The sequence below is a fragment of the Ilumatobacter sp. genome (genome assembly GCF_030065885.1).
GTDB lineage: Bacteria > Actinomycetota > Acidimicrobiia > Acidimicrobiales > Ilumatobacteraceae > Ilumatobacter.
The window spans coordinates 1-15,784 of sequence record NZ_JASJCS010000133.1 but is presented as its reverse complement, the minus strand read 5'-3'; the positions used below and the strand labels follow the sequence as shown (position 1 = coordinate 15,784).

The window sequence follows — 15,784 nt, the reverse complement described above, 5'->3', positions numbered from 1 at the left end:
CGGTTGAGGGCGATCACCGACGGCTCGTTGAGCACGATGCCGCGGCCCTTCATGTAGACGAGTGTGTTCGCCGTGCCCAGGTCGATCGCAAGGTCACGTGCCATCGTCGTCCCCTTCATCACCCTCGTCACGCTGGTCGCCCTCGGCGGCCTCATCGGGCCCGCCGCTCACCTGTTCGTCTGCAGCGTTGCGCTCGTCGGTGCCGGGCTCGTCGCCGGCGCGCTGATCGGCGTCGCCGGCCTCATCGACCACCGGCGGCTCGGTGTCGTCGCCGTCGGCGCTCGGGGGTGCCGCCGTGGTCGGCCGCGGGGTCACCGCGCTGCCGGTGACAGGTGCGGCGTCGACCCCGCCATCGGGCTGCTGCAGACGGTCGAGGACCGGCCGGCGCGCCTCGGGCGAGAGGGCGTCGATCTGCCGGCGGAAGCTGGCGACCCCGTCGTGCGGGCTGCGTGCCCGGCTGACCAGGAACGCCAGCCCGCCGACGATCACCGCGGCCACGACGAGCAGGATGATCAGGGTCACTCAGGGGCTCCGGGCGCGGTCGGGCTCGCGACCTCGCTCGCCGCCGTCAGATCGGCAGCGTTCGTACCCCAGTCGGCGCCATCGGTCCACACCTCGCGCTTCCAGACCGGCACCGAGACCTTCAGCGCGTCGATCGCGAACCTCGCGGCGGCGAACGCCTCGGGACGATGGGGCGCGGACACGGCCGCGACGACCGAGCTCTCACCGAGCACGAGCCGTCCGACGCGGTGCACCAGGGCGATCCGGCCGACCTCGGGCCAGCGGGCGCGGGTCTCGGCGACGATCTCGGCGAGCTTCGGTGCGACCATCTCGTCGTACGCCTCGTACTCGAGATGCTCGACACCGTCACGCCCCTCGGCATGGTCGCGCACGGTGCCGCTGAACAAGACCACGGCGCCGCAATCGGGTCGCACGCACCACTCGTACACGGCACCGATGGGAAGCTCGTCAGCGGTCAGGCCGAGCCAGTTGTCGCCTTCTCGGGGTGCGAGCACAGGGGCATCGTAGCCAACGACCATGACGCGCGACGTCCGCGGGCGTTGCCCTTTCACTACGATCTCGACCTTGTGGAACGAGGCCCCCTTCCTCCCCATGAGCGAACGTGGCGTCATCCCTCGGAAGTTGCCGCAGCCGAACGCGACCTGGCGCGTGCCGAAGCGGCGGCGCCTTCGACCCGGCTCTTCGCGCTGACGACCGGAACCGTGGGCCTCCTGGCCGTCGGCATCCTGATCCTGACAGTGACGCCGCGCCGCCAGGAGTCGCCGGTCGCGGTCAGCGCGAGCACCACGCTCGCGACTCCGGCGTCCACGAGCGGCTCGGCGAGGCTCACCGAATCCGTACGACCCCAGGCCGTCGCCGGTGTCACGGCGATCAGCCGCCCCGCCACCCAGCGCAACGACCCCCTGGCGACACCGGTCGGCGACGGCCGGCTCGCGTTGCTGACCGCATCGGCGGTCGGGGCGGCCAACGGCTCGACGGTCGACGTCCGGTTCTCCACGGGCGAGGTCGAGCCTGGACTCGTCGTGGCCTCCGATCGCGACCTCGTCATTGTCGAGGTCGACGGTCGCGGTCCCGGGCTCGCGATCGCCAGCGACACGCCCGACGACGACGAGATCGTCACGGTCATGGCGACGCCGCCGGTGACCGTGGCGTTCGCCGACGTCGACACGTTGAACGTGCACGAGGGGACGGCGGTGCTCGACGACGAGGGCAACCTCGTCGGCCTGTGCAGTCTTCGCCGCGGCGACGGCAGCCTCGAGGTCGTCAGTGTCAGCGGGGATCTCGCCGCCGCCACCAGCGACGGCCGATGACTGCCGCGGCCAGCACGACCACACCCAGCAGCCCGATCATCCCGCCGAGCGCGATCTCCTGCCGCCTCTTGGGCGTGACCATCGTCCACCACTTCGCCTCGGTGCCCTCGACGTAGACCTGTTCGTTGGTGACCGTCGGCACCCAGCCCTCGGCGCGCAGCTTGTCGTTGGCGATGATCCACGGGTGCCGCGTGTACGGACGGAGACCCGGCGGGATCGGGCCCCGCTGGAACCGCCAGCGGAGGTTGCCGATCACGTCGTTGAGCCGGTCGGGCAACGGGAGCCGGACCCGACCCCCGGTCAGTGCGCGGACGCGATCGCCCGGGATGCTGCCGTCGGGCGCGACGTTGTAGACGCCGTCCAACCTGCGATCGACGGCGAGGGCCACCGCCGACCCGATGTCGTCGTGGTGGACGAACTGAGCACCGGGGTCTGCCTCCCCGAACCGCTGACCGAAGCCCGCGGTCAGGGCCCGGGCGAGCGAGGACGTGCCGCCCGCCGCGATCGGCACGGCGGGCCGCAACATCGCGACGGTGCGCCCCGGCCGCGCTGCGCGCCACTCCTCGACGGTCGCCTCGGCGGCTGCGAGCTGGCGGGCGTACACGAAGGTCGGGTCCGGCCGCAGCACGGCGTCCTCGGTGAGCGGGACGGGGTTGTTGGCCAGCGCGCCGTACACCAACGCCGACGACACGACGACCAGTTGGGCGACGTCGAGGGCGTCGGCGTCCGCGAGCAGGTCGGCGACGCCCACCGTGACGCTCTGACCCCGGCTGCCGATCACGTCGTGGTCGCTGAGCCCGATGTCGACGATCGTGTCGAACGGTCCGGCATGCGTGTCGGCCGGCATGTCGCCGGTCGCCACGACGATGGCGACGCCGTCCTGGTCACGTAGTGCGGCGGCGGCGCGCCAACCCAGATCTCCACGGACGCCGCGGACGTAGACGTTGCGGGTCTCGCTCGCAGCGGCGTCCCGGCTGATCCGTGTCTGGGTGGCCACACGGCGACGCTACCGGTGCCGCCGGTCACGGCACGGCCCGGCGGGGAAACGATGCCGGCGGGCGTAGCATCGAGGTATGGCCGATGGCCCGACCGACCCGCCCGGCGACGACGAGCCCGGGGAGGAGATCAACCCGTTCGCGTCGTTCCCGATGTTCGGCGACATCGCGCGGGCACTGCAGGGGCAGGGTCCGCTCAACTGGGACGCTGCGCGTCAGTTCGCCATGCTCGGCGCCACCCAGGGCCAGCCCGAGAGCAACGTCGATCCGGCGGTGCGCATCGCGTACATCGACCTGGCCCGCATCGCCGGCATGCACGTCAACGACGTCACCGGCACCGACACCACGTTCCCCGAACCGCGCATCGTCACCCGGGGGCAATGGGCGAGCGAGACGCTCGACGCCTACCGGCCGCTGTTCACCGACATGGCGACGTCGCTCGGACAGCACGACGACCTCGAGGCGGCCGACGACGAGGCCGCCGATCCGATGATGCAGATGATGAGCGGACTGAGCCGCATGATGGCGCCGGCGATGATGGGCATGTCGGTCGGCTCGATGGTCGGCGCACTCTCGCAGCGCGTGTTCGGGCTGCACGATCTGCCGATCCCCCGCGGCAAGCCCGAGGTGGTTCTCGTCGGGCGCACCATCGACGAGTTCGCCGCCGACTGGGACATCCCGCTCGACCAGATGCGGCTGTGGGTCCTCGCCCACGAGTTGTCGGGCTACCGGGTGTTCTCGCTCCCCCACATCAGCGAGACGCTCGCCGCGCTGGTCCGCCGGCACGTCAGTGGCTTCCGGCCGGATCCGTCGGCGATCGCCGACAAGCTCGGCAACGTCGACCCGCTGTCGGGCTCGTCCGATCCGATGGAGGCGCTCCAGCAGGCGTTCTCCGACCCCGAGGTCCTGCTCGGCGCAGTCCGCTCGCCCGAGCAGATCGAGATGCAGCCGCGCCTCGATGCCGCCGTCGCCGCCGTCGTCGGCTACACCGACTGGGTCGTCGACGCGGTCGCAGCACGCGTGGTCGGCGGCGAGGCGTTGCGGATCGCCGAGGCGGTGCGACGGCGCCGTGTCGAGAGCACGCCCGACGACGTGTTCGTCGAGAAGCTGCTCGGCATCCGCGTCGGCGAGGACCAGGTGCTCCGCGGCAAGTCGTTCGTGCAGGGGGTCGTCGACCGCGTCGGCGAGGTCGGCCTGACCGAGCTCCTCGACCGACCCGAGTCGATGCCGACACCGAGCGAGATCGACGCACCCGGGCTCTGGATCGCCCGCCTCGGCGATAGCTGATCGGGCTCCGCCTCACGAGCTCGCGATCTCCGCTCCGGCGCAGCCGCCTCCGCTTCGACGCTCGCCCGCCGCAGTTGTGCGACGCGATCGGCCGGTGCGATGAGCGTTGGCGGTGTCGCTCCCTTCTCCCAGTGGGCTAGGCCGGGACGCCGTCGGTGCGGACGCCGGCGATGTAGCTGACCTCGGCTGCAGCGGCGACCGTGCCGACGAGCAGGAAGCCGACGCCGCCGGGGATCTCCAAGAGCACCGGCAGCACCGCGGCGATCACCCAGCCGAGCTGGAACCGGGTCTCGAACCGGGCGAACGCCTGCCCACGGTTGGTCTCGGGGCCGTCGCGTTGCACGATGCTCTCGAACGACAGCCGCCCGATCGCCGCCGAGAACGCCACCACCACGGCGACCGAGATGCCGGCGCCGTTCGTACCGAGCACCGCCGCGACGAACCCGGCGAGCGCCGGCAGGCCGAGCGCCACGACGAGCATCCGCTCCTCGTGCAGCGTCCGCCGCAGCCGCGGCGCAATCGCGTTCCCGGCGAACGTCCCCAGCGACGACAGGGCGATCGCCGCCCCGAGCAGGACGCGGCCGTCCTCCTGCGTCCGGAACCAGAAGGCCAGATGGAACAGCATGAACCCTGCCGCCGCCCGCAGGATCAACATCGCCACCCACGCCAGCTGCAGGCTCGTGGTCGAGACGTCAGGGCTGGCCGCCGACGGCGTGTCGGGACGGACGACGAGCTCCTTCGGCAGCCGGAACGAGGCGTACAGCGCGACCGCGAACATCGACGCGCTGTAGACCAGCGTCGCCGGCGTGCCGATCGCGAGCTGGAGTGCGCCGGCCGGCAGCACGGCGACGGCCCCCGCCAGACCGGCGATCAGACCGAGCTTGGAATTGGCCTCGACCAGTTCGAGCTCGCTGCGAACCACCGCCGGGACGAGGGCCGACTTCGAGACGGCATAGGTCTTCTGCAGCACGAGCGCCACGAAGACCAGCGGGAACAGCACGATCTCGTCGGCGAACGGGATCATCGCGAGCTGGAGGCCGATGCGGCTGGCGGCCACCGCCTGCACGATGAACCGGCGACCGCCGCGGACCCGATCGATCAGCGGGCCGATCATCGGTGCGACGATCAGGAACGGCGCAAAGCTCGCCAGCAGGAAGCCGAGGACCCGGCTGCGGGCGTCGTTGGGGTCGACGTCGAAGAAGAACGAGTCCGCGAGGGCGACGACCATCGCGGCCTCGCCGGCGACGACGGCGGCATGCGTGAACGCGAGCTGCTGGAACTTCGAATGGGGTGCCGCGACCACGCGCCGATCGTAGGGGACGACCCCGGTCGCCAGGCGGCCGCCGGCCGGCCTCCCGTCGGCCGGCAGACGGTCAGGGCACCGACGCTGTCGGGGCCCGTTCGTACTTGTAGCCGAGCCCGCGGATCGTCACGATCCGCGACGGTGCTGCGGGGTCGTCCTCGATCTTGGACCGCAGGCGTTTGATGTGCACGTCGAGGGTCTTCGTGTCGCCCACGTAGTCGCTCCCCCACACGCGGTCGATCAACGTCTCGCGGGTGAGCACCCGGCCGGCGTTCGCGAGGAGGAGGTGGAGCACCTCGAACTCCTTCAGCGGCAGGGAGATCTCTCGATCGTCGACCGACACTCGATGCTCCTCGGGATCGAGCGCGACATCGCCGACACGGATCTCGCTCGACGGGACGGCCGGGCGCTCGATCTCGCCGGTGACGTCCATCGAGGAGCGCCGGAGCTGGGCGCGGATGCGCGCCACGAGCTCGCGGATCCGGTACGGCTTGGTGACGTAGTCGTCGGCGCCGACCTCGAGGCCGACCACGGTGTCGATCTCGCTGGACTTGGCGGTGACCATGATGATCGGCACGGCACTCGTGCTGCGGATCTGCCGGCAGACGTCGATCCCGGATGCCCGCGGCAGCATCACGTCGAGCAGCACGAGATCGGGGTCGACGGTCGGGAACCGCTCGAGCGCTTCGACGCCGTCGGTCGCGACCTCCACGTGGAAGCCCTCCCTGGACAGGCCGATCTGCAGCGCCTCGACGAAGCTCGCCTCGTCCTCGACCACGAAGATGGTTGGCTGGCTCACGCGACTCCCTCGTCGTGTTCGTTGGCGTTCTGATGGTCCGACGACGGCATCGCCGCCGGGAGCCGCAGCACGAAGGTGCTGCCCTCGCCCTCGGTCGACGTGACGAGCACCTCGCCGTCGTGGTTGGTGGCGACGTGGCGCACGATGGAGAGGCCCAGCCCCGTGCCACCCGTGCCGCGGCTCCGGGCTCGATCGACCCGGTAGAAACGCTCGAAGATGCGATCGAGGTCGCGCTGGGGGATGCCGACGCCCTGATCGATGACCATCAGCTCGACCCAGTTCCCGTCGCGCCGGCTCCGGACCTGGACGAGGCCACCCGGCTCGCTGTACTTCACGGCGTTCTCGACGAGGTTGCCGAGCGCCGAGGTCAACTGTCGACGGTCGCCGCTGATCACCGAGGTGTCGGGCCGAGAACCGTGCGGGTCGACGGCGTCGAGCAGCGAGATGCGGATGTTGCGCTGCTTGGCGAGCTCGGTCACGCGGCCGAGTGCGGTGTCGACCAGGTCGGCGACCCGCACCGCCTCGATCGTCCGCTCACCACCCAGCTCGATCCGGGACAGCTCCATGAGGTCGTCGATGGTGCGCGACGCACGACTCGCCTCCCCCATCATCCGCCGCACCACGCGCTGCGTCGTCTCCTGGTCGGTCTCCTCCTCCAGCGTCTCCGCGAGCACCGACAGGGCCCCGACGGGGGTCTTGAGCTCGTGGGAGATGTTGGCGACGAAGTCGGTCCGGATCTGGTCGATCCGGCGGCGCTCCGAGATGTCCTCGACGAAGACGACCGCACCACCGTTGGGAGTCGGGTGGGCATCGACGACGAGCACGGTCTTGGGCGGGCCGTACAGCTCGAGCACCTCGTCGCTCGCCGTGCCCTCGAGCCCGAGCTCGATGTGCCGCTCGATGGCCTCGTCGACCAGCACGCCGATATGTGTGCCCTGCAGACCCAGCGCGGCCTTGTTGCGGTACTCGACCTTGCCCGCCGGATCGGCCACGAGCACGCCGACGGGGTGATCGTCGATCAGGTCGGCGTACGACGGACGGGCCGGGGCCGGGGCCTGGCGGGGCTCTGGAGGCTCGGTACGCCGTCCCGAACGGCCGACCGCGACGCCGATTCCGAATGCGACGAGAGCTCCTGCGAGGCCGAGGAGCACCATCATGGTCAGCCCCCGTCCTGCTCCTCGACGTTGGACGCCAGACGGTCACGATGCCGGCGGGCGGAATCGTGCTCGGGCAGCCAACCGGTCGCGATGTAGAGGACGCGCTGGCTGAAGTTGACCGCGTGGTCGCCGAGCCGTTCGTAGAAGCGAGCGACCATCGCGAGCTGCACGCCGACCTGCACGTCGATCGTGCCGGCCGCGTGGCTCTCGAAGATCTGCTGGATCAGCTGGCGATGCAGATCGTCGAGGTACTCGTCCATGTTCGGGATCGCCGCGGCCCGCACCTCGTCGACGGCCACGTAGGCCTCGATGACCTCCTTGTACTCCTGGTGGGCCTGGTCGCTCATCCGCTGGATGATCCCGCGCAGCTTGGGGTCGAGCCCGTGACCGTAGATCCGCCGGGCGGCCTTGCAGAGGTTGCTACAGAGGTCGGCCGAGCGCTCGATCTCGGGCGCCAGCTTGAGCACCGCCGCGATCTGGCGGAGGTCGCCCGCGACGGGCGCCTGCAGGGCGAGCAGGGTCAGCGCCTTCTCCTCGATGTCGATCGATCGAGCGTCGATCTCGTCGTCGGCGCGCAGGACGTACTCGGCGCCTTCGAGGTCCTGTTGCAGGAGGATGTCGGTGACGCGGGGGATCAGCTCGACCACCGACGATCCGAGGCGAGCGACCTCGTTGCGGAGGTCCTCCAGCTCGTGATGGAAGTCGGGGCGAAGGTCGTGGTCGACCATCAGCCGAACCGCCCCGTGACGTACTGCTCGGTTCGCTCGTCGTCAGGGTTCGAGAAGATCTTCGTCGTCGGGTTGTACTCGATCAGCCGGCCCGTGCGGCGATCGCCGTCGGGGTTGACCTCGGTCACGAAGAACGCCGTGCGGTCGCTCACGCGAGCGGCCTGCTGCATGTTGTGGGTCACGATGATGATCGTGTAGTCCCTGGTGAGCTCTTGCATGAGCTCCTCGATCCGCGACGTGGCGATCGGGTCGAGCGCCGAGCACGGCTCGTCCATGAGGATCACGTCGGGCTTGACCGCCACGCAGCGGGCGATGCACAGGCGCTGCTGCTGACCGCCCGACAGACCGAGCGCCGACGACTTGAGACGGTCCTTGACCTCGTCCCAGAGGGCCGCCGCCTTCAGCGACTCCTCGACGATGTCGTCGAGCTCGGACTTCTTCTTGATGCCGCCGAGCTTCGGGCCGAACGCGAGGTTGTCGTAGATCGACTTCGGGAACGGGTTCGGCTTCTGGAACACCATGCCGATGCGCCGGCGGACCTCGACCGGGTCGACGTTCGGTCCGTACAGATCGACGCCGTGGTAGAGGATCGACCCCTCGACGCGAGCCGACTCGATCAGGTCGTTCATGCGGTCGAAGCAGCGCAGCACCGTCGACTTGCCGCAGCCCGACGGGCCGATGAAGGCGGTGATCTCGTGCTGGCGGATGTCGAGGTTGACGTCTTGCACGGCTCGGAAGTCGCCGTAGTACACCTCGAGATCGCGGGTCTCGAAGACGATCGACGCGTCGTCGGGCTCGGTCGCCGACCGCTCGGTGTCGACCTTGATCTCCTGCTCGCTCACGGATGCCGCCTTCGCTTCGGGTACCGGTACCACCATTTCACCACTTCTTCTCGTATCGGTTGCGAAGCCAGATGGCCACGCCGTTCATGAACAGGACCGCGACGAGCAACACGATCGAGGCCGCCGCCGTCAGCGATCGGAAGTCGTCCCCGGGCTGTCGAGCGTACGAGAAGATCGCGACCGGGAGCGCGGTGAACGGTCCCTGGACCTGCTCCCAGAGGCTCTGATCGCCGGTGCGCAGCAGACCGGTCGCCGCCCCGACCAGCAGCACCGGAGCCGCCTCGCCGGCGGCTCGGGCCAGCGAGAGCACCGTGCCCGTCAGGATGCCAGGCGCCGCGGACGGCAACACGTGGCTGCGGATCGTCTCCCACTGCGTGGCGCCGACGCCCAGCGCGCCCTCGCGGATGCTGCGCGGGACCGCCCGCAACGCCTCGGACGTGGTGATGACGACGATCGGCAGCACGAGCGCGGACAGCGCGAGGCCGCCGGCGAACACGTTGCGGCCGCCGTTCATGCCCGAGAGCGCCCGGACGAAGATCGCCAACCCCAGCAGTCCGTAGACGATGGACGGCACACCGGCCAGGTTGCGCACGTTGACGCGGGTGATGCGGGCGAACCACGACCGCCCGGCGTACTCCTCGAGGTACACGGCGCACGCGATGCCCAGCGGGAAGGCCACCACCGTGACGACCAGGCACAGGATCACCGTGCCGCGGATCGCCTGCCCGATCCCGGCATCGGCAGCCGACTGGGAGTTCAGGTTGGTGGAGAGGAAGTCACCGGGGCGGTCGGTCCACACCGACCAGCTCCGGAACAGGAGGTCGACGATCAGCGTGAGCAGCACCAGCAGCGAGAGGGCGAGCATCGCGATCAGGGCGACCTCGATGATCTTGCTGCGGACGTCGAGCCCGCGCTTGGTGAGGCCGCCGGTGACGCTGCGAGCGGTGGCGGCGCCGACGTTCGACGGGGTCGTGAGCGGCATCAGTACACCTCCCGCACCCGGTTGACGAGCCAGTCGCTCAGCACGTTGAGCAGGAGCGTCATGATGAAGAGCAGGAGCCCGATGAAGTAGAGGCTCTGGAACGCGAGGTTGTCGCCCGCGACCTGGTCACTACCGAAGCCGAGCGCCGCCATCGCCGCTGTCATCGTCTGACCGGGCTCGAGCGGCGTGAGCCGGAACAGCCCGCCGCCGACCGCGCCCGCTGCGATCGCGACGACCATCGTCTCGCCGATCGCCCGCGAGATGCCCAGGATCAGCGAGGCGACGATGCCCGAGATCGCCGCGGGGAAGACGACCCGGAACGTGGTCTGCATCCGCTCGGCACCGAGACCGTACGAGGCCTCGCGGAGCGAGAGCGGCACGGCCCGGAGTGCGTCCTCGGCCACCGACGCGATGATCGGGATCGTCAGGATGCCGACGCCGACGCCGGCGGCCGCGAGCGTGAACGCCTTGTTGGCACCGCTGAAGATCCGCACGACCAACTCGGGGTTGATGAACGAGATCGCGAAGTAGCCGAGCACCACGCTGGGGATGCCGGCGAGGACCTCGATCACCGGCTTGACGACCCGCCGGACGCCCGGCCGGGCGTACTCGGCGAGGTAGATCGCGGCGCCGAGCCCGAGTGGTACGGCGACCAACATCGCGATCCCGGTCACGATGAACGTGCCGACGACCAGGGTGCCGATGTCGTAGAGACCTCGGCGCGGGAACCATCCGATCTCGGTGAGTGCGCCGAGGCCGTCCTCGGTGTCGGCGAGCTTCGACAGGTACTCCCAGGCGTCGAAGACGAGGGTGAAGATGATCAGGATCGTGACGAGCAACGTCGCCACGGCACCCGACCGGAACACCCAGCGCGCAGACTGGTCTCGGCGACGCCGTCCCGGGCTGGTGGTGAAGTCGATGCTCGGCTGAGCATCTCGTTGGAGGGACGTGGCGGTCATCGGGTCTCGCTTGCTCGTCGCGATTCGGTCGGCCGGCTGATCCTAGAGGTTCGTCGGGTGGGCCACGAATGGCCCACCCGACGACTCACGGCTGGCCTGAGGGGAAGGGCTCAGCCCTGACGGGTGCCCGTGGTGCGATCGGTCCACGCGCCCTGCGTCTCGGCGAGCGCCTCGGCGCTCAGCGGCACGTAGGGCACCTGACCCTCACCTGTGCCGACGAGCGTCGTGATGCCCTCGTTGACGTAGAAGTCGACGAACGGCGCGAGGGCTGGGTTCTCGTCGAGCTTGGTGGTGTTGACGTAGATGAACAGATCACGGGCGATCGGGAACTCACCGCTGGCGATCGTGTCGGGCGTCGGCTCGACGCAACCGCTCCCGCCGTCGACGGCGAGCGGCTTGACGACGTCGAGGTTCTCCTCGACGAAGGCGAAGCCAACCCAACCCAGCGACGTGGCGTTCGCCGAGATGCCCTCGATGATGACGTTGTCGTTCGGGCTCGCGGTGTAGTCGGGGCGCACATTGGGATCCTCGGCCCCGACGGCGTCGCCGACCTCCTCGATCACGATCTCGACGAAGCTGTCGAACGTGCCGGACTCCTCACCCGGTGCCGTCACCGTGAGCGACGCGTCCGGGTACGGCGTGTTCACCGCACCGAGGTCGGTGACCGTTGCGGCGATCTCGTCGGCCGCGGCCGACGCATCGGCCCAGTTGCCGATGCCGGTGGCGTCGGGGCCCAGCAGCGCGTACAGGTCGACGAACGACAGGCACTCGACCGCATCGTTCTCGGCCGACGTGATGACCGAGAGGCCATCGACGGCGACGGTCAGCTCGATGAACTCGATCCCGTTCGACGCGCAGTTCTCGGCCTCCTCGCCCTTGATCGGCCGCGAGGCGTCGGAGATGTCGGTCTCACCGTTGCAGAACTTGGCGAAGCCGTCGCCGGTGCCCGGGCCCTCGACGGTCACGGCGACGCCGGGGTTGGCGTCGGCGAAGGCGTTGCCGACGGCGATCGAGATCGGCTCGACGGTCGACGAACCCGAGACGAAGATGCTGCCCGAGAGGTCGGCGCCGGCGGCGGTGTCGTCGCCGTCGTCGGCAACCGTGTCGTCGGTGGCGTCGTCGTCATCGTCGCCGCACGCGGCGAGGACCAACGTGGCTGCCATCGCGGCCGCGGCGAGCCGCTGGGAAGAAGTCTTCACGGGTGTACTCCAATCGAAGGGGTGTTCACGTGGGTGGCGGAACGCACGGGCGCGTTCCCACGGCCAGACCGTAGGGAGCGCAGATGAACGGACACGGGGGCATCCGGTGAACGGTCGTTGAACAGTTGCGTTCACCAACCACCACGGTGAGCTGGTGTTGTTCAGCCCACGTTCACCTCGACGTCACCTGCGATCGCCGATCGTGACGATTCGCACAATCAGGTGAACATCAGAGTCGGTTCTGGTGTTGCCGCTCGACCGCCCAGCGATACATGCGTTCTTGGGCGTCGGGCTCGAAGGCGCCGGCAGGGCCTCGGCGCAGCCAGGTGTCGTCGGGCTGCAGCTCCCACCGGACGATGTCGTCGGCGAGGTCGAACTCGAAGACCTGGTCGAGCCACTCGCGGTGCCTCGGGTGTTCGATCGGCACCAGCACCTCGACACGGCGTCGCAGGTTGCGCGGCATCAGGTCGGCCGAACCGATCAGGTGGACCGGCCCGTCGTCCGCGCCGTGATCGAAGCGGTAGATCCGGCTGTGCTCGAGGTATCGCCCGAGGATGCTCCGGATCGAGATGTTCTCGGACAGCCCGGGCACACCGGCTCGCAGGGTGCAGATGCCCCTGACGATGCCCTGCACCCTGGTGCCGGCCGCGCTGGCGGCGTACAGGGCCTCGACGACGTCGCGGTCGGCGATCGAGTTGCACTTCAGCGTGATCAGACCCTCGCTCCCGAGCGCCGCCTCACGCTCGATGAGGTCGATCAGCTGACGCTTCAGATCGCGCGGCGCGACGAGCAGGGTGCGGTACTCCTCGCTGCGGCTGTACCCGGTCAGATGGTTGAACAGCTGCGTCGCGTCGGCGCCGATGTCGGGATCGCACGTCAGGTACCCGAGGTCTTCGTAGATGCGGGCCGTCTTCGAGTTGTAGTTGCCGGTGCCGATGTGGCAGTAGCGCCGCAGGCGGTCGCCGTCGTCGCGCACGACGAGCACGGTCTTCGAGTGGGTCTTCAGGCCGACCATGCCGTAGACGACGTGCACGCCGGCGCGTTCGAGCTGGCGGGCCCACTGGACGTTGTTCTCCTCGTCGAAGCGCGCCTTCAGCTCGACCAGCACCGCGACCTGCTTGCCGGACTCGGCCGCGCGGACGAGGGCGCGGATGATCGGGCTGTCGCCACCGGCCCGGTACAGGGTCATCTTCATCGACTGCACCTGCGGATCGTCGGCCGCCTGCTCGATGAACGCCTCGGTGCTGCTGGCGAAGCTCTCGTACGGATGGTGGACGAGCGCGGCCCGCTCGCGCATCACCGAGAAGACCGACTGGCCGTTCTCCTCGGCGAGGACCATCCGGCCGGGTGTCACCGGCGGCCACGCACGATCCTTCAGGTCGGGCCGGTCGATCCGGAGCAGCGACATCAGGCAGCCGAGATCGAGGAGCGCGCGATGTCGGGAGACGTTGCGCTCGTCCAGGTTGAGCTCGCGCAGAAGCAGCGCCAGCATCTCGTCGTCGATGCTGTCGAGCACCTCGAGCCGGATGACCTTGTTGAAGCGCCGCTTGCGGAGCTCGAGCTCGACGGCCTCGAGCAGGTCGTCGGCTTCGTCCTCTTCGAGGCTGAGGTCGGCGTTGCGGGTCACGCGGAAGATGGTCCAGTTCTCGACGACCATCCCGACGAACAGCGTGTGGAGGTGGGCGGCGACGACCTCCTCGGACGGCACGAACCTCCCACCCTCGAGTTCGATCAGGCGGTCGAACACGTCGGGTACCTTCAGCCGGACGAATCGACTCTCGCCGGTCTTCGGATCGGCGACGTGCGCGGCGATGCTGAGCGCGAGGTTCGAGATGTACGGGAACGGGTGGCCGGGGTCGACCGCCAGCGGCGTCAGCACCGGGAAGATCCGCTGGTCGTAGTACTCGCGCATCTGCTCGCGATCGGTCTCGGAGAGGTCGGTCCACGACACGATGTGGACGCCCTCGGCGGCCAGCGCCGGCTTCAGCTCGTCGAGATAGATCGACTCCTGCCGCTCGATGAGTTGGTTGGCGCGCGCCGTGATCTCGGTGAGCTGCTGCAGCGGCGTGCGGCCGTCCCAGCTCGGCTCGTCGATGTCGGCGGCGATCTGGTCGCGCAGTGCCGCGACCCTGACCTGGAAGAACTCGTCGAGGTTGCTCGAGAAGATCGCACAGAACTTCGCCCGTTCGAGCAGCGGGATACCGGGCTCGGTGGCCAGCGTGAGCACCCGGTCGTTGAATTCGAGCCAACTCAGCTCGCGGTTGAGGAGGCGATGTGTCTCGACCCCGATCGTGGCGGATTCGATCGTGTTGGTCACCGGCGCCTCCCCGGGCTCACTCCTGTTCGTCGTCCTCGGGCAGCCCGAGCTCCCATTCGAGCGAGATCAGCTCACGCTCGGCATCGCGGTTGATGCGTTCCTTGTTGCGGCGGAACTGCGGGTCGTCGCGGGGCAGGAGGACGAGGCGAGCCAGCGCTCGGGCTCGGAACTCGTCGAGCATCTGCCGCTCGCCCCAGTCGCCGTAGACCTCCCAGTGGGGGGACACGGGACCGAGGTACACGATGCGTGCATGGGCACGTGGCGCGGCTTCTTCGACGACGTCGGACATTCCGGCGAGTGTACCGGTCGGCCGTCCGGCCCGACGAAGGAACGGCCGTGACCGGAATTGCGGACGCGCCCCACGTGGTGGCCAGCATGGAACACCAGCGATGGGAAGGAACGGCCGAGACCGGACCTGGGTCGGGCCCCACGTGGTGGCCGGCGGGAACATCGCCGATGGGAAGGAACGGCCGAGACCCGACCTGGGACGGGCCCCACGTGGTGGCCGGCGGGAACATCGCCGATGGGCGAGCGGGTTTCCAGGGTGGACGGGGAGCGTTGACCCGGTGGTCGCGCTCGCCGAGACACATCCGCAGACATGACGAAATGGTGACCAAACGACAGCGATCTCCGGGAACCGGTGGACTTATTATTACAGTTCGATTACGCTGACTCGGCAAGCGGGAACCGTACGGCTCCGGCGAACGTCTAGTTGGGTATGAGCAGGCGACGTCGACCGGCGGTTCGGGACGAGCCATCGGCCGCGAGGTCGTCGACCACGAGGAGACATGAGGACATGAACACCACCCCCCTCCCCGATCCCGATTCCCCGACCGCGTGGATGGCCGACGGCCTCTGCCGGATGTATCCGCCGGCAACGTTCTTCCCCAGCGACGGCGTGGGCGTCGACAAGGCCCGCAAGATCTGCGCCGGCTGCCCGGTCAAGGAGACCTGCCTCGAGCACGCCCTCGATCACCGAATCGAGCACGGTGTGTGGGGCGGCTGCAGCGAGCGCGAGCGGCGCCGGATCCTCAAGCGGCGCCGCCTCGAAGCCGCGGCGAACTGAACGGGCTGCGCACGGGCTCGGGCTGGTAGCCCTCGCCTACCGAAGCTGCGGGGCTCGCGTCGCTGCGCTCCTCGCCTCCCCGCCCGTGCGGGCGCGATCTGGTTCGTGTGAGATGACCGGCTTCGCCTGCCGCAGCTCGCCGTCTCCGCAACGGCGCCCGACGCGCAGCCGCTTCGACGCTCGCCCACCGCACGCCGTCGATCGAACAGGCTGCGCACACGGCAAAGCCAAGGCTCAAGCCCTCATCCTCGGCGGGGGTCGCTGCGCCCTGCCCATGGGGCGCGTGTCGGCGGAGGCGCGTCGGCGCCTCGGTCGGGG

General features: G+C 69.4%; 17 protein-coding genes. 3 read left to right on the top strand and 14 right to left on the bottom strand.

Annotated elements, in window-relative coordinates:
• The 3 genes from QNJ12_RS20755 to QNJ12_RS20745 form a co-directional block, all read right to left on the bottom strand.
• A partial coding sequence (locus QNJ12_RS20755) for a rod shape-determining protein (protein ID WP_367281828.1) occupies positions 1 to 104 on the bottom strand: 104 nt, incomplete at its 3' end.
• On the bottom strand, positions 94 to 522 hold the full coding sequence (locus QNJ12_RS20750) for a hypothetical protein (RefSeq protein ID WP_300625596.1): 429 nt from the start codon (positions 520 to 522) through the stop codon (positions 94 to 96). The genes QNJ12_RS20755 and QNJ12_RS20750, both read right to left, overlap by 11 nt.
• Positions 519 to 1,016, bottom strand: coding sequence for a molybdenum cofactor biosynthesis protein MoaE (locus QNJ12_RS20745; RefSeq protein ID WP_300625595.1), 498 nt, complete (start codon positions 1,014 to 1,016; stop codon positions 519 to 521). Before QNJ12_RS20745 ends, QNJ12_RS20750 begins: the two co-directional genes overlap by 4 nt.
• A 207-nt stretch (positions 1,017 to 1,223) precedes the next feature.
• On the opposite strand from QNJ12_RS20745, the gene QNJ12_RS20740 reads away from it, so the two are divergent.
• A complete protein-coding gene (locus QNJ12_RS20740) occupies positions 1,224 to 1,832 on the top strand; it encodes a hypothetical protein (protein WP_300625593.1) in 609 nt (202 codons plus the stop codon).
• Here the strand turns inward: QNJ12_RS20740 and QNJ12_RS20735 are convergent.
• Entirely contained in the window at positions 1,792 to 2,829 is a 1,038-nt protein-coding gene (locus QNJ12_RS20735; RefSeq protein ID WP_300625591.1) for an NAD-dependent epimerase/dehydratase family protein, read from the bottom strand. The genes QNJ12_RS20740 and QNJ12_RS20735 overlap by 41 nt on opposite strands.
• A 76-nt stretch (positions 2,830 to 2,905) precedes the next feature.
• Between QNJ12_RS20735 and QNJ12_RS20730 the strand changes: the two genes are divergently transcribed.
• Positions 2,906 to 4,114, top strand: a complete 1,209-nt coding sequence (locus QNJ12_RS20730; protein ID WP_300625589.1) for a zinc-dependent metalloprotease — start codon at positions 2,906 to 2,908, stop codon at positions 4,112 to 4,114.
• A gap of 136 nt (positions 4,115 to 4,250) precedes the next feature.
• On the opposite strand, the gene QNJ12_RS20725 is transcribed toward QNJ12_RS20730, so the two are convergent.
• The 10 genes from QNJ12_RS20725 to QNJ12_RS20680 form a co-directional block, all read right to left on the bottom strand.
• Positions 4,251 to 5,417 (bottom strand): MFS transporter, encoded by a 1,167-nt coding sequence (locus QNJ12_RS20725; protein ID WP_300625587.1) that lies wholly within the window; start codon positions 5,415 to 5,417, stop codon positions 4,251 to 4,253.
• Positions 5,418 to 5,487: 70 nt separating this feature from the next.
• A complete protein-coding gene (locus tag QNJ12_RS20720; protein ID WP_300625585.1) occupies positions 5,488 to 6,216 on the bottom strand; it encodes a response regulator transcription factor in 729 nt (242 codons plus the stop codon).
• Positions 6,213 to 7,373 carry an ATP-binding protein gene (locus QNJ12_RS20715; RefSeq protein WP_300625583.1) on the bottom strand — a complete coding sequence of 387 codons (1,161 nt, stop codon included), beginning with the start codon at positions 7,371 to 7,373 and terminating at the stop codon, positions 6,213 to 6,215. The genes QNJ12_RS20720 and QNJ12_RS20715 overlap by 4 nt, the downstream gene beginning before the upstream one ends.
• Before the next feature lie 2 nt (positions 7,374 to 7,375).
• Positions 7,376 to 8,101 carry a phosphate signaling complex protein PhoU gene (gene phoU, locus QNJ12_RS20710; RefSeq protein ID WP_300625582.1) on the bottom strand — a complete coding sequence of 242 codons (726 nt, stop codon included), beginning with the start codon at positions 8,099 to 8,101 and terminating at the stop codon, positions 7,376 to 7,378.
• Positions 8,101 to 8,943: a phosphate ABC transporter ATP-binding protein PstB gene (gene pstB / locus QNJ12_RS20705; protein ID WP_367281827.1), complete on the bottom strand. Its 843-nt coding sequence runs from the start codon at positions 8,941 to 8,943 to the stop codon at positions 8,101 to 8,103. The genes phoU and pstB overlap by 1 nt, the downstream gene beginning before the upstream one ends.
• Positions 8,944 to 8,980: 37 nt before the next feature.
• Positions 8,981 to 9,925 carry a phosphate ABC transporter permease PstA gene (pstA, locus tag QNJ12_RS20700; RefSeq protein WP_300625580.1) on the bottom strand — a complete coding sequence of 315 codons (945 nt, stop codon included), beginning with the start codon at positions 9,923 to 9,925 and terminating at the stop codon, positions 8,981 to 8,983.
• Positions 9,925 to 10,884 (bottom strand): phosphate ABC transporter permease subunit PstC, encoded by a 960-nt coding sequence (gene pstC / locus QNJ12_RS20695; RefSeq protein ID WP_300625578.1) that lies wholly within the window; start codon positions 10,882 to 10,884, stop codon positions 9,925 to 9,927. Before pstC ends, pstA begins: the two co-directional genes overlap by 1 nt.
• 110 nt (positions 10,885 to 10,994) lie before the next feature.
• Positions 10,995 to 12,083: a substrate-binding domain-containing protein gene (locus QNJ12_RS20690; RefSeq protein WP_300625576.1), complete on the bottom strand. Its 1,089-nt coding sequence runs from the start codon at positions 12,081 to 12,083 to the stop codon at positions 10,995 to 10,997.
• Between the two features lie 229 nt (positions 12,084 to 12,312).
• Positions 12,313 to 14,400 carry a polyphosphate kinase 1 gene (gene ppk1 / locus QNJ12_RS20685; RefSeq protein ID WP_300625574.1) on the bottom strand — a complete coding sequence of 696 codons (2,088 nt, stop codon included), beginning with the start codon at positions 14,398 to 14,400 and terminating at the stop codon, positions 12,313 to 12,315.
• 16 nt (positions 14,401 to 14,416) lie between these two features.
• Positions 14,417 to 14,689, bottom strand: coding sequence for a hypothetical protein (locus QNJ12_RS20680; RefSeq protein WP_300625572.1), 273 nt, complete (start codon positions 14,687 to 14,689; stop codon positions 14,417 to 14,419).
• A 507-nt stretch (positions 14,690 to 15,196) separates the two neighbouring features.
• On the opposite strand from QNJ12_RS20680, the gene QNJ12_RS20675 reads away from it, so the two are divergent.
• A complete protein-coding gene (locus QNJ12_RS20675; protein WP_300625571.1) occupies positions 15,197 to 15,466 on the top strand; it encodes a WhiB family transcriptional regulator in 270 nt (89 codons plus the stop codon).
• Positions 15,467 to 15,784: the final 318 nt, after the last annotated feature.